We start from the raw sequence: 12,671 nt of genomic DNA on the forward strand, positions 1-12,671 counted from the left end.
GAATGTGCGGGGGCACGGATTCCAGATGCACCACTACCCCCTCCAAGCCAGGGGACCCGCTTAAGAGTTTGCGGTTTGAGCTGTCTTCTTTGCCTACTTTCTTTGCAGCAGCAAAGAAAGTAGGTGCCGCCCCGCACAGGGGCAACGCTAATAGACCGACAAGACAACAAGGAAAGGCCAACAAAGCCAGAACAACGAAAAAACAGGCCCCGCCAAGGCCCCTCCGTAATAAGAACTTCTCATGACTGTCACGCCGCAGTCACGCGCCCCCGGCCCAATACGGGCACCGCCACTCGACGCGTGAGCCATGGACCCCAATACGTCCGCGACTTCCCTGTTTCGTCAAACCGGACCGAGCGTCGACCCCGTCGCGTTCCGGCCCGCTCCGGGTTCTACTCAACACGGCCTGCCGCTGCCCGCGACGCCATCACTCGATGCCCGCGCCGATCATCCCGATGACGGCCACGACGATCCGCATCGCTATCGCACGATCTGGCTCTCGGATATCCATCTCGGCTCGAGCGGCTGCCAGGCGGGATATCTGCTCGACTTCCTGCGCCACAACGAATCGGAGTACCTGTACCTCGTCGGCGACATCATCGACGGCTGGCAGTTGAAGAAAGGCTGGTACTGGCCGCAGGCGCACAACGACGTCGTGCAGAAAGTGCTGCGCAAAGCGCGCAAAGGCACTCAGGTCATCTACGTGCCCGGCAATCACGACGAAGCCGCGCGCCAGTTCTGCGACCTCGCGTTCGGCGACATCCACGTACGCGGCGAAGCGTTCCACACGACGCTCGCCGGCAAGCGGCTGTGGATCGTGCACGGCGATCTGTTCGACGGCGTGATCCAGCACGCGAAATGGCTCGCCTATCTCGGCGACACGCTGTACACGATGATCCTCGTGCTGAACCGCTGGTTCAACCGCATTCGCAGCAAACTCGGATTTCCGTACTGGTCGCTGTCGCAATACCTGAAGCATCAGGTCAAGAACGCGGTCAACTTCATCTCGTCGTTCGAACGCGTAATGACCGACGAAGCGCGTCGCCGCGGCTGCGACGGCGTCGTCTGCGGCCACATCCACAAGGCCGAGATGCGCGAGATCGATGGCGTGCTCTATTGCAACGATGGCGATTGGGTCGAGAGTCTGTCGGCGCTCGTCGAGACTTATGAAGGCGAGCTCAAGGTGATCTTCTGGACTGCGCTGCGCGCGCCCCAGGCGGGCACGCAAAAAGCCCGCGCCACTGCCTGAGCACTTCCACTCTCCACTTCCACAGGGCCCGCAGCGATGAACAACGCGATGAAGATCATGATCGTCACCGACGCATGGGAGCCGCAGGTCAACGGTGTCGTACGCACGCTGAAGAACACCCGGCGCGAACTCACCGCGCTCGGCCATCAGGTCGATCTGCTGACGCCGCTCGAATTCCGCACCATCCCGTGCCCGACTTACCCGGAGATACGCCTGTCGTTGCTGCCGCGCCGCCGGCTGCGCGAGCGCATCGACCGTTTCGCGCCCGACGCGTTGCACATCGCGACCGAAGGTCCGCTGGGCATGGCCGCGCGCGCGTATGCGCTCGACCACAAGCTGCCGTTCACGACCGCGTATCACACGCGCTTTCCCGAGTACGTGCAGGCGCGCTTTCGCATCCCGCTCGCGGCGACCTACAGGTTTCTGCACTGGTTCCACAAGCCGTCGCTCGCGGTAATGGCGCCGACCCCCATCGTCAAGCAGGACCTCGAGAAGTTCGGCTTCACGAACGTCGTGCTGTGGACGCGCGGCGTCGATCTCGAAATCTTCCGTCCGATGGACTCGAAGGTGCTCAACACCGCGCGGCCGATCTTCCTGTACGTGGGACGCGTGGCGGTCGAGAAGAACGTCGAGGCATTCCTGCAGCTCGACCTGCCCGGCTCGAAGTGGGTCGCGGGCGAAGGTCCGGCGCTCGCCGAACTGAAGTCGCGCTATCCGCAGGTCAACTATCTGGGCGTGCTGTCGCAGGCCGAACTCGCGAAGGTCTACGCGGCCGCCGACGTCTTCGTGTTTCCGAGCCGCACCGACACGTTCGGACTCGTGCTGCTCGAAGCGCTCGCATGCGGCACGCCGGTGGCCGCTTATCCGGTCACCGGCCCGATCGACGTGCTCGGCGACGGCGGCGCCGGTGCAATGCACGAGGATCTGCGCGAAGCGTGTCTGGAGGCACTGAAGATCGATCGGTCGCATGCGCGCGCATGGGCCGAGCGCTTCTCGTGGGCAGCGGCGTCCGCACAATTCGCCGCGCATCTGAAGCCGCTGCGCGACACGGCGTATCGTGAGGAAAGCGCCGCTGCGTGATGCGGCGCGCGGAGCCATCCATGCGAAGCAGTCGATCCAGCGCCGAAGGCGCGTCGAACGGCGCACTGCGCGCCGTCGAGTCCACCCGCGACACCACCAGCATCGAACCGTTCGACGACGTACGCGAACCGGGTATGACCGGGCATGCGGATACCGTGCATCGGGTGAACGGCGCGAGGACCACGACCGGCGGCGCCAGCGTCGCGGGTGGCATGCAACCTGACGCCACCCAGGACACGACTCGCGACTCAAGCCACGACGCCCCCAACGAACCGCTCAGCCCCGACGACCCGCTCGCCCCGCTGCCCTTCAACCCCTACAAAGGCAACCGCGGCCTCACGCGCGCATGGCACGCGATGAAAAACTCGCTGGCCGGTTTTCGCGTTGCGATTCGCGAGGAAAGCGCGTTTCGTCAGGAACTCACGTTGGCCGCGATCCTGATTCCGTGCGGCCTCGTGGTGCCCGTCGATCCCGTGTCGCGCGTGTTGCTGCTCGGCTCGGTGCTGCTCGTGCTGATCGTCGAGCTGCTCAATTCGAGCGTCGAAGCGGCAATCGACCGGATCTCGCTCGAACGTCACGAGTTGTCGCGCCGCGCGAAGGATCTCGGCAGTGCGGCCGTGATGGTCGCGCTCGGCATGTGTGTGATGACGTGGGGAGTCATCGTCGGGCCGCTGGTCGTCGGCTGGGTTCGCGCGTGGCTTTGAGGTTCGATGCGGGTTGAAGCGCACGCTTCGCCACGCCCCACAGGATGAAAATCCGCGCAGGCGGTTGGGGATTAGAACGCTCGGTTTATAATCGTTTGACGGTCTCACAGGAAAGCGCTCGCGCAAACGGATCCGCGCCTCGCCTCATCCTGCCCTTTCGGGGGGCCCGCCGTGTGTCGGCGGGTTCGGGAGAGCTCAATATACCAACCGCATCCGGGTGGAACACGCAGCAGCGGCACGCCGCCGCGCGCCCAGCCCGGCATAACCAGGGCCGGACGACATGGAAGCCAAACCTCCCCGCCGCACGCGCGAACGGATTCTCGAACTGTCGTTGAAGCTGTTCAACGAAATCGGCGAGCCGAACGTCACGACGACGACGATCGCCGAGGAAATGGAAATCAGCCCAGGCAACCTGTACTACCACTTCCGCAACAAAGACGACATCATCAACAGCATCTTCAGCCAGTTCGAGCAGGAGATCGAGAAGCGTCTGCGTTTCCCCGACGACCATCGCGCGACCATCGACGAGATGTGGTCGTATCTGCAGTACATGGTCGATTTCACGTGGCGCTACCGCTTCCTGTACCGCGACCTGAACGACCTGCTCGCGCGCAACCGCACGCTCGAGACGCACTTCAAGCAGATCATCAGCCATAAGGTGCGCTTCGCGAGCCAGTTCTGCGAACAGCTCGTCGCCGACGGCGAAATGGTCGCGACACCGCAGGAAATGCAGGTGATCGCCACCAACGTCGGCGTGATCGGCACGTACTGGCTGTCATATCAGTTCGTCATGAATCCGCGCAAATACAACGAGCAGGAAGCGATCCGCGAAGAGCTGCATCAGGTCAGCGTGCAGATCGTCTCGCTGATGGCGCCCTACCTGCGCGGCCGCTCGCGGCAGCTGTTCGACGATCTCGTATCGGGCAGGCTGCCCAAGCGCGAGTTCTACGACTACCTGCCGCCGCGTGAAGGCGCCGCGCCTCGCAACGAATCGAAGGACAGTTGAGCATGAAGTCGGTGTGTGTCTATTGCGGCTCCTCGATGGGAGCCAAACCGTTGTATGCGCAGGCGGCGCGCGCGTTCGGCCGTGCGCTGGTCGAGGCCGATCTCGCGCTCGTCTATGGCGGCGGCAAGGTGGGGCTGATGGGCGTGATCGCCGATACCGTGATGGCCGAAGGCGGCCGCGCGATCGGCGTGATTCCCGAGCTGCTCGTCAGCAAGGAAGTGGGGCATAACGGCCTGACCGAACTGCACGTGGTGCCCGACATGCATCATCGCAAGAAGATGATGGCCGAGCTGTCCGATGCGTTCGTCGCGATGCCCGGCGGCGCGGGCACGCTCGAGGAGCTGTTCGAGGTCTTCACGTGGGCGCAGCTCGGCTACCACGGCAAACCGGTTGCACTCCTGAACACCGACGGCTTCTACGCGCCGCTGATCGACCTGCTTCAGCACACGGTCGACGAAGGCTTCATGCGCAACACCTATCTCGACATGCTGCAGATCGACGCCGATCCGCTCGCGTTGATCGGCAAGCTGCAACGCTACGCGCCGCCCGCGCGCGACAAATGGGCGGCGGTCCAAAGCGACGCGATCTGAATCCCGGGTCCGCGGAACCCGAGCGAAGCGCGCCGCGCACGCACCACCCCAACGACGAGGTTGCGATGACGAAAGCTGTTCTGATCACCGGCGGCAGCCGCGGCATTGGCCGTGCCACCGCGCGTCTGCTTGGCGCGCGCGGCTGGTGCGTCGGCGTGAACTACGTGCGTGACCTCGCCGCCGCGCAGCAGACGGTCGCAGAGGTCGAACACGCGGGCGGCCGCGCGGTGCCGATCGCCGGCGATGTCGCGAACGAAGCCGACGTGACCGGCATGTTCGATACGCTGCAGCAATCCTTCGGCCGCATCGATGCGCTCGTCAACAACGCGGGCATCGTCGCGCCGTCGAGCCAGCTCGCCGATATGGACTTCGCGCGTCTGAAACGCATGTTCGACGTCAACGTGCTCGGCGCCTATCTGTGCGCACGGGAAGCGGCACGGCGCATGTCGACCCAGCGCGGCGGCGCGGGCGGCGCGATCGTCAATGTTTCGTCGGCGGCGGCGCGGCTCGGTTCGCCGAACGAATACGTCGACTATGCGGGGTCGAAAGGCGCAATCGACACGATGACGCTCGGCCTCGCGAAAGAACTCGGCCCGCAGGGCGTGCGCGTGAACGCGGTGCGTCCGGGCCTGATCGACACCGAGATCCATGCGAGCGGCGGCAAGCCCGAGCGCGCCGCGCAACTGGGCGCGACCACGCCGCTCGGCCGCCCCGGCCGCGCCGAAGAGGTCGCCGAGGCCATCGTGTGGCTGCTCAGCGACGCGTCGTCGTACGTGACGGGCGCGCTGTTCGACGTCGCCGGCGGCCGCTGAGCGAACGCCGCACGCAACGCGGCGCAAGCCTTAAACACCTGGCGCGGCCCACTACGGCCGCGCCTTTCCAGCCCGCTCCCCCTCTCCTCTTTCCCCACGAACCCTGGTCGATTTCTCACGAAACCGGCACAGCCGCGCATCGAATGCGCGCGCGTTCGTTCATGTGTAATCTTCAGTAATAATGCGGCGCTACAATCGACCAGATCGTATGCATCTGCAGGCGACGTAAGCAAAGCATAAGTACGAGGCCAACGCCGCCGCGTACGCTGACCAGAGACTTCCATGCAACACAAGCAGTCCACGCGCTGGCGCGCGCACAGTGCCAACGCGACGGCCCCGACCTCGGCCGCTCCAGCAGGTGGCGCGCACGAGGCGCTTTCCGCCAGCACCGCGCACCCGTTTGCCGACGCGCAGGGCCAGCCGGCGGCCGGGGACCCCGCGGCTTCGGCCGCAGCGGTATACAGCGCCGACACCGCCCATCCATCGGGCTCCGCCGTTTCTGCCGACCGCGCAACGCGCGGCCTGCAGCGTTGGCGCGCGCTCGCGGCGATCCGCCCGCTGCTGTGGCTGGTCGCGCTGGCGATCCTGTGCGCGTGGCTCGCCCCCGGCATTCTCGGCCACGAACCGTGGAAGCAGGACGAAACCTACACATTCGGCATCGTCCAGCACATGCTCGATACCGGCGACCTCGTCGTGCCGACCAATGCCGGCCAGCCCTTCGTCGAAAAGCCGCCGATCTACGATTGGGTCGCCACGGGCCTCGCGTGGATGTTCGGCCGCTATCTGCCGCTGCACGATGCGGCACGGCTCGCGAGTGCGCTGTTCGCGGGCCTGACGGTGTATTACACCGCGCGGGTCGCGCGTCGCGCGGTCGCTGCGTCGAGCTGGTTCGACCTGCGCGTGATCGGCACGCTCGCGCTGTTCGGCGGCACGCTCGTCGTCGTCAAGCACGTGCACGACATGATGACCGACGTCGCGCTGATGGCCGGCGCCGCGCTCGGCCTTTGCGGACTGTTCGAACTCGTACTCGTGCATCTGCGTGACGACCCGCGCGCCGCGTCGTATTTACCGATGCACTCGCAAGCCGCCCGGCACACCAAACCGCTCGATGCCCGCGAGCGGCGTCACGCGATCATCAGCGGCGCGACGATGTTCGGCGCGGGCGTCGGCGTGTCGCTGCTCGCCAAGGGGCTGTTCGTACCGCTCGTGTTCGGCGCCACCACCTGCGCGGCGCTGCTGCTCTATCCCGCATGCCGCAGCCGCGGCTTCGCCGGCGCGCTCGGCCTCGCCGCGCTCGTCTGCGCGCCGTTCGCGCTGATCTGGCCGATCTGCTTCTACCTGCGTTCAGAGGCACTCTTCAAGGTGTGGCTGTGGGATAACAACGTCGGGCGTTTCTTCGGTTTTTCGGTCGCCGAGCTCGGCTCCGAAAACGAGAGCCACCTGTTCGTACTGCGCACCGTGCTGAGCGTCGGCTTTCCGGTCGTACCGCTCGCGCTGGCCGCGCTCGCCGGTGGCGCATGGCGGCGCTGGCGCGATCCGCGCGTCGCGTTGCCGGTGCTGTTCGCGGGTATCGGTTTCGCGGTGCTGCAAAGCTCGGCGACGGTTCGCGAGCTATACATCCTGCCGTTCATCGCGCCGCTCGCGCTGGTCGCGATGCAGGGCGTCGAACGTTTGCCGGCGCACCTGCATACCGGCTGGGATATGACTAGCCGAGTGCTGTTCGGCAGCGCGGCCGCACTCGTGTGGATCGTCTGGTCGATCATGACGACCCCCGCGAGCACGCATGCGTCGCTGCATCTGCTCGGCCGCTGGCTGCCGCTCGACTGGGTGCTGCCGATTTCGCCCGCGCTGATCGTCGGCGCGCTGCTGCTGACGATCGGCTGGCTGTGGCTGTTGCCGTCGTTCAAGTACGCGGGCAAATGGCGCGGCGCGCTCAGCTGGTGCGCGGGCGCGATGCTCGTCTGGGGGCTCGTCAGCACGCTGTTGCTGCCGTGGCTCGACTACGCGAAAAGCTACCGCTCGGTGTTCCGGGACCTCGGCGCGAAGATGGATATCGAATGGAACGACGGCGACTGCATGGCAAGCTCCGGACTCGGCGAATCCGAAGCGCCGATGCTCTTCTACTACACGGGCATCGTGCATCAGCCGAGCGAAGATCCGCGCACGACCGCCTGCACCTGGCTGATCGAGGAAAGCCGCCGCGACAACGCGCGGCCGCCGGCCGGCGAATGGCGGCTGTTCTGGTCCGGTGCGCGACCGGGCGATTCGGATGAGCTGTTGCGCGTCTTCGTGCGCACGCCGATGGCGGGCAAGCTGCACGGCGACGAATAGAGCCGCGCAACGCGTCGCGCCGGCCGAGTGTCTCGCGCGCGCGTCCGCGTCGATTCAGAACGACGAACCGGGCTCGCGCAGGAACGCGATCTCCTCGTCGCTCGATTCACGTCCGAGCAACCCGTTGCGATGTGGAAAGCGGCCAAATCGTTCAATCGCTTTCGCGTGGCGCAGCGCGTACTGATAGTAGCCGTCACCGCCCGGCTCCGCCGCAAGCTGTTTGAACAGACGCAGCGACTCCTGCTGGCTCGCGAGCGTTTCATCGTGCTCGAACGGCAGATACGCGAACGCGCGATGCTGCACGTCCGGCAACAGCCGATCGGCGCCGCTCGCGATGATCCGTTGCGCGGTTTGCAGCGCCTTGCCGTCGGTCGAGAAGGCGCGCGGCGTATTGCGATGGCAGTTGCGGGAAAACTGGTCCAGCACGATGACGAGCGCCAACGCACCCAACGGCGTGCTCTGCCATGCGTCGAGCTCACCCGCGTTCGCCGCATCGATCAGGTTACCGAAACGTTCGCGCAGCATCGTATCGACGGCGTCATCGCGCTTGAACCAGAACTTGCGCTCCGTGCCGCGCTCCGGCGTGCCCGGCGCACCGAACCAGCAGTCGAGAACCTCGCGCGCCCGCGGCGCAAGCGCTGCATAGTCGGCTTCGACCGAGTACGGTGCCGAGGTGGCGTGCGGCGGCGTGTCAGCCATTGCGGTTGCGCATCCAGTCGGCGGTTTCGAAGAACGAGCCGAGCAGGCGCTCGCGCAACGGTTCCGGCAAGCCGACATCCTCCATCGCCCATGCCATGCACCTCAACCACTGGTCACGCTCGCTCGACGCGATCGCGAACGGCAGATGCCGCGCGCGCAGACGGGGATGGCCAAAGCGGCCGATGTAATGATCGGGACCGCCGAGCCAGCCGCACAAAAACCAGAATAGCTTGTCGCGCGAACCCTCGAGCGACGCCGGATGCAGCGCGCGAATCCCGGCGAAATCCGCCTCGAGATCCATCAGGTCGTAAAAGCGGTCGACCAGGTCGCGCACGCGCGTCTCGCCGCCCACCAGTTCGAAGGCCGTCGGTTTGTCCGAGGACACTTCGTCGTTCAAATCGCTCATACCCTGCTCAACAGCAAAAAGACATCACCAGGAAAACTCACGCGTCGCGCAGCGACTGCAGCGCCGGCCGCGCCAACACATGCCGCAAACTCAGCCACCCGCCGACACCGGCACACGCGATGCCAGCCGCGATGCCCACCGGCAGCAGCCACGGATCGAAGTCCAGATAAAACTCGAACACGTGCGTGGCCAGCATCGAGCCGACGATCTGCGCGCCGAGCGCCGCCATCAGGCCGGCAAGCGCGCCGACCGCGACGAATTCGGCCACCTGCACCGCCCGCACCTGACGATGCGATGCGCCCAGCGCACGCAGCAGCGCGGATTCTCGCATACGCTCGTCGCGCGTGCCGGCGAGCGCCGCGTATAGCACCAGCACGCCGGCCGCGAGCGTGAAGGCGAACAGAAATTGCACCGCGCCGATCACCTGCTGCAACACGCGCTGCACCTGCGCGAGGATCGGGCCGGTATCGATCGCGGTCAGATTCGGATACGCGGCGATCAGGCCATCGATCGTCGACTGTTTGTCCACCGGCAGATGGAAGCTCGTGATGAAAGTCGCCGGAAAATCCTGCAACGAAACCGGCGGCATCAGCACGAAGAAGTTGACCTTGAAAGAACCCCAGTCGAGCTTGCGCACGCTCGTCACCGGCGCCTCGACAGTCAGCCCCGTCACGTCGAAGCGCAGCACGTCGCCGGGCTTCACGTTGATCAGCTTCGCGAGACCCTGCTCGATCGAGATCTGCGGCTTCGTCGTCTCGCCGAACCAGGTTCCCGCGGCGATCCGGTTGTCGTCGGGCAGTTGCGTCGTGTAGGACAGGTTGAACTCGCGGTCGACCAGTCGCCGCGCATCCTCGCCCTTGAACGAATCCGGATCGACCGCCTTACCGTTGATCGCGACGAGCCGCCCGCGCACCATTGGCGACAGCGCCGCGCCGGCGATGCCGTGCGCGTCCAGATACTGCGTGACCGCGTCGCGCTGATCGGGCTGGATGTCGATGATGAACTCGTTGGGCGCATCGGGCGGGGTCGATTTGCGCCAGCCCTGCACGAGGTCGTTGCGCGTCATCGCGATCAGCAGCAGGCACATCAGGCCGATGCCGAGCGCGGTGATCTGCAGCGTGCTGGTACTGCTGCGCCGCTCGAGTGACGCCAGCGCATAGCGCCAGCCGATGCCCGCATTGACGCGCTCGCTGCGCACCACGCGCGCCGCGACCCACAACGCGAGCCGCGCGATGCCGGCGAACACCAGCAGCCCGCCCGCGAATCCACCCGCGACGATGCCCCCGAGCTTCAATTCCCCCGCGGCGAGTATCAGCAGCCCCGCGAACAGCACGATGCCGACCGCGTAGGCGGCCCACGCAGTGCGTCCCTCCTCGCCCCATTCACGCCGCAGCACGCGCACCGGCGGCACGCGCGTGAGCGGCAACAGCGGCGGCAGCGCGAAGCCGAGCAGCAGCACGAGGCCGGCCGCGATGCCTTCGAGCGCGGGCCACAGCGTCGGCTGCGGCAGCACCACGTCGATCAGGCCGCCGAGCCACGTCAGCAGCGCGAGATGCCCGAGATAACCGAGCGCCACGCCGAGCACGCCGCCGAGTACGCCCAGCCCGACGAATTCGAGCGTGAACAGCGCGCGCAGCGCGGCCTGGCTCACGCCGAGACAGCGCATCGCCGCGCAGCCGTCGAGATGCCGGCGCATATAGCGGTGCGCGGCCATCGCGATCGCGACGGCCGCGAGCAGCGCGGTCAACAGCGACACGAGCGTCAGGAAATGGCCCGCGCGATCGAGCGTCTGACGCACCTGCGGCTGGCCGTCCTGCAGCGACTCGAGTGCGACGCCGCGCATCTTGCCGCCGTCGACGTGCTCATGCGCAAACTGCGCGAAGCGCGCGACCGCGTCGTCTGAACCGGCCACCAGCAGCCGGTACGTGACGCGGCTGCCATAGGTGATCAGGCCCGTCGACGGTACGTCAGCGGCATTCAGCATCAGGCGCGGCGAAAAGTTGACGAACGAAAAGCCGCGATCGAGCTCGCGCGTGATCAGCGCGCCGACCGTGAAGTTGCGATTGCCGAGCTTCACCGCATCGCCGATCTTCAGCTTCAGCGCGTCGAGCAACTGCCGGTCGACCCACACGGTGCCCGGCGCCGGAATCGACGTCGCCGGATGATCGGCCGCACCGGGCGCCGCCGCGATGCGCAATGCGCCGCGCAACGGATAGCCGGGCGACACCGCCTTGACGGCGGCGAGCCGCGTCGCCGGCTGCGCGCCGGTCGAATTGATCATGCTGGGAAAGATCGCCGTGGTGGCGGTGCGCAGGCCCAGGGCGTGCGCCTCGGCGGCGAATTGCGGATCGACCGGATGATCGGCGCGCACGATGAAGTCCGCGGCGATCATGCGCCGCGCATCGCGCTCGAGCCCCTGATGCAGCCGATCGCCCAGAAACCCGACGCTCGACAACGCCGCGACCGCCAGCACGAGCGCGAGCAGCAACATCGTCAGTTCGCCCGCGCGCCAGTCGCGCGCCGTCATCCGCATGGCCTGGCGCAACAGATCGATGCCGCCGAGCCGCCGCGCCGGTCTCGTGTCGGCGCGCGTTCTTGAACCCGCCTTGGATCCTGGTAGTGCTTCGCTCAATCGTGCCTGCTCCTCGCAAATCGCGACACCATGTGCGTGGCCATGCCGCGAAAACCGCCCTGCACGCCACGCCACAATCGCGGCAATGCCCACGCCGCGAGCAGCAGGAAGCCTACCATCAAGACCAGAAACACGAGCGGCACGAACAGCGCAAGCAGTACGCCGCCGACCACGAGGCCGTCCTCGGCGGTCGACGTGACGAGGTTCGACACCGGCTCCGGCGACAGGTTGATCAGCGCGCGCGTGCCCGCCTTCGCGAGATGCGCGGTGCCGGCGAGCGTGCCGCCCGCGAGCGCGGCAACGCTCAGCAGCGTCGGATCGGCGTGGCCGAGCGCGCCGGCGGCCAGCACGGCGCCGGCCGGAATGCGGATGAAGGTGTGGATCGCATCCCACAGCGAATCGAACGCGGGGATCTTGTCGGCGAGGAATTCGGCCAGCGTCAGCACAGCCGCCGCACCGATCACCCATGGCGATGACAGCGCGGACAATGTGTTCGGCAAGTGAATCAGGCCAAGACGTTCGAACACGCCGGCCAGGAGGACCGTCAGATAGAGGCGCAGACCGCTGCCCCATGAAAGGCCCGCTGCAAGTGAAAGTGATTCAAGCATGGCCGCCTCCGCGCGCTCCGTGCGTGCCAGGCGCCGCGGCGGGAACGAGCGGGCGTTCCGCGCCGAAGCCATCAGGCTCGCCAGGCTGGCCGCGCCAGCCAGGCCGCGGGCAATCTCAAGGTCGTTTCTGTCTCATTATAGCTACGATAATTCGCAGAACGCAGAGCGGCGAAGCCTTCGCTGTGGCTTGCAGGCAATGGCGGCCGCGCCCCGAGCGCAGGTGGCCGCCCGGTCAGTGCCCCGACGACAGCTTCAGGCCGACGAGGCCGATCACGATCAGCGACGCACTGGCGGCGCGCGCGACCGTCAATGCCTCGCCCATCATCACGACGCCGAAGATGAACGCGCCGACCGCGCCGATCCCTGTCCAAACAGCATAGGCTGTGCCGAGCGGCAACTGGCGCATCGCGAGCGCGAGCAGCACGAAGCTGCCGAGCGCGGTCACGACCGTGAAGACGGACGGCCACAAGCGGGTGAAACCTTCGGAAGTTTTGAGACCGGCCGCCCACGCGACTTCGAGCAGACCGGCAATCAGGAGAAGAAACCAGGACATC

12 protein-coding genes are annotated in these 12,671 nt (G+C 66.4%); 7 read left to right on the forward strand and 5 right to left on the reverse strand.

Features of this window, described 5'->3' with window-relative positions:
* Nucleotides 1-307 precede the first annotated feature (307 nt).
* From F6X37_RS08540 to F6X37_RS08570, 7 genes are all read left to right on the forward strand, one after another.
* On the forward strand, nucleotides 308-1,249 hold the full coding sequence (locus F6X37_RS08540; RefSeq protein WP_090803742.1) for a UDP-2,3-diacylglucosamine diphosphatase: 942 nt from the start codon (nucleotides 308-310) through the stop codon (nucleotides 1,247-1,249).
* A 48-nt stretch (nucleotides 1,250-1,297) separates the two neighbouring features.
* Complete coding sequence (locus F6X37_RS08545) at nucleotides 1,298-2,329, forward strand: glycosyltransferase family 4 protein (protein ID WP_187611058.1); 1,032 nt, start codon at nucleotides 1,298-1,300, stop codon at nucleotides 2,327-2,329.
* A gap of 20 nt (nucleotides 2,330-2,349) precedes the next feature.
* A complete protein-coding gene (locus F6X37_RS08550) occupies nucleotides 2,350-3,033 on the forward strand; it encodes a diacylglycerol kinase (protein WP_187610978.1) in 684 nt (227 codons plus the stop codon).
* Nucleotides 3,034-3,313: 280 nt separating this feature from the next.
* A complete protein-coding gene (locus F6X37_RS08555) occupies nucleotides 3,314-4,039 on the forward strand; it encodes a TetR/AcrR family transcriptional regulator (RefSeq protein ID WP_090803741.1) in 726 nt (241 codons plus the stop codon).
* Between the two features lie 2 nt (nucleotides 4,040-4,041).
* Nucleotides 4,042-4,629 (forward strand): TIGR00730 family Rossman fold protein, encoded by a 588-nt coding sequence (locus F6X37_RS08560; RefSeq protein WP_187610979.1) that lies wholly within the window; start codon nucleotides 4,042-4,044, stop codon nucleotides 4,627-4,629.
* Between the two features lie 65 nt (nucleotides 4,630-4,694).
* The gene (locus F6X37_RS08565) at nucleotides 4,695-5,441 is read left to right on the forward strand and encodes an SDR family oxidoreductase (protein WP_187610980.1); all 747 of its coding nucleotides are present in this window, start codon (nucleotides 4,695-4,697) and stop codon (nucleotides 5,439-5,441) included.
* Nucleotides 5,442-5,723: 282 nt separating this feature from the next.
* Entirely contained in the window at nucleotides 5,724-7,772 is a 2,049-nt protein-coding gene (locus F6X37_RS08570) for an ArnT family glycosyltransferase (protein ID WP_187610981.1), read from the forward strand.
* Nucleotides 7,773-7,826: 54 nt separating this feature from the next.
* Here F6X37_RS08570 and F6X37_RS08575 read toward each other — a convergent pair whose 3' ends face one another.
* The 5 genes from F6X37_RS08575 to sugE all read right to left on the reverse strand — a co-directional run bounded on the left by F6X37_RS08575 (nucleotide 7,827) and on the right by sugE (nucleotide 12,670).
* Nucleotides 7,827-8,471, reverse strand: a complete 645-nt coding sequence (locus tag F6X37_RS08575) for a DUF924 family protein (protein ID WP_090803737.1) — start codon at nucleotides 8,469-8,471, stop codon at nucleotides 7,827-7,829.
* Nucleotides 8,464-8,877, reverse strand: a complete 414-nt coding sequence (locus F6X37_RS08580) for a group II truncated hemoglobin (protein ID WP_184021737.1) — start codon at nucleotides 8,875-8,877, stop codon at nucleotides 8,464-8,466. The genes F6X37_RS08575 and F6X37_RS08580 overlap by 8 nt, the downstream gene beginning before the upstream one ends.
* Nucleotides 8,878-8,914: 37 nt before the next feature.
* Entirely contained in the window at nucleotides 8,915-11,404 is a 2,490-nt protein-coding gene (locus F6X37_RS08585; RefSeq protein ID WP_262419843.1) for an ABC transporter permease, read from the reverse strand.
* Between the two features lie 101 nt (nucleotides 11,405-11,505).
* Nucleotides 11,506-12,117 (reverse strand): DUF4126 domain-containing protein, encoded by a 612-nt coding sequence (locus tag F6X37_RS08590; RefSeq protein ID WP_187610983.1) that lies wholly within the window; start codon nucleotides 12,115-12,117, stop codon nucleotides 11,506-11,508.
* Between the two features lie 232 nt (nucleotides 12,118-12,349).
* Nucleotides 12,350-12,670: a quaternary ammonium compound efflux SMR transporter SugE gene (gene sugE / locus F6X37_RS08595; protein ID WP_187610984.1), complete on the reverse strand. Its 321-nt coding sequence runs from the start codon at nucleotides 12,668-12,670 to the stop codon at nucleotides 12,350-12,352.
* Nucleotide 12,671: the final 1 nt, after the last annotated feature.

The sequence above is a fragment of the Paraburkholderia sp. 31.1 genome (genome assembly GCF_014397645.1).
Classification (GTDB): Bacteria; Pseudomonadota; Gammaproteobacteria; order Burkholderiales; family Burkholderiaceae; genus Paraburkholderia; species Paraburkholderia tuberum.

What these genes read in the sequence shown, in the direction of transcription:
- F6X37_RS08540 (WP_090803742.1), top strand. Translation starts at nt 308, where the DNA reads ATGGACCCCAATACGTCCGCGACTTCCCTGTTTCGTCAAACCGGACCG.
- F6X37_RS08545 (WP_187611058.1), top strand. Translation starts at nt 1,298, where the DNA reads ATGAAGATCATGATCGTCACCGACGCATGGGAGCCGCAGGTCAACGGT.
- F6X37_RS08550 (WP_187610978.1), top strand. Translation starts at nt 2,350, where the DNA reads ATGCGAAGCAGTCGATCCAGCGCCGAAGGCGCGTCGAACGGCGCACTG.
- F6X37_RS08555 (WP_090803741.1), top strand. Translation starts at nt 3,314, where the DNA reads ATGGAAGCCAAACCTCCCCGCCGCACGCGCGAACGGATTCTCGAACTG.
- F6X37_RS08560 (WP_187610979.1), top strand. Translation starts at nt 4,042, where the DNA reads ATGAAGTCGGTGTGTGTCTATTGCGGCTCCTCGATGGGAGCCAAACCG.
- F6X37_RS08565 (WP_187610980.1), top strand. Translation starts at nt 4,695, where the DNA reads ATGACGAAAGCTGTTCTGATCACCGGCGGCAGCCGCGGCATTGGCCGT.
- F6X37_RS08570 (WP_187610981.1), top strand. Translation starts at nt 5,724, where the DNA reads ATGCAACACAAGCAGTCCACGCGCTGGCGCGCGCACAGTGCCAACGCG.
- F6X37_RS08575 (WP_090803737.1), bottom strand. Translation starts at nt 8,471, where the DNA reads ATGGCTGACACGCCGCCGCACGCCACCTCGGCACCGTACTCGGTCGAA.
- F6X37_RS08580 (WP_184021737.1), bottom strand. Translation starts at nt 8,877, where the DNA reads ATGAGCGATTTGAACGACGAAGTGTCCTCGGACAAACCGACGGCCTTC.
- F6X37_RS08585 (WP_262419843.1), bottom strand. Translation starts at nt 11,404, where the DNA reads ATGACGGCGCGCGACTGGCGCGCGGGCGAACTGACGATGTTGCTGCTC.
- F6X37_RS08590 (WP_187610983.1), bottom strand. Translation starts at nt 12,117, where the DNA reads ATGCTTGAATCACTTTCACTTGCAGCGGGCCTTTCATGGGGCAGCGGT.
- sugE (WP_187610984.1), bottom strand. Translation starts at nt 12,670, where the DNA reads ATGTCCTGGTTTCTTCTCCTGATTGCCGGTCTGCTCGAAGTCGCGTGG.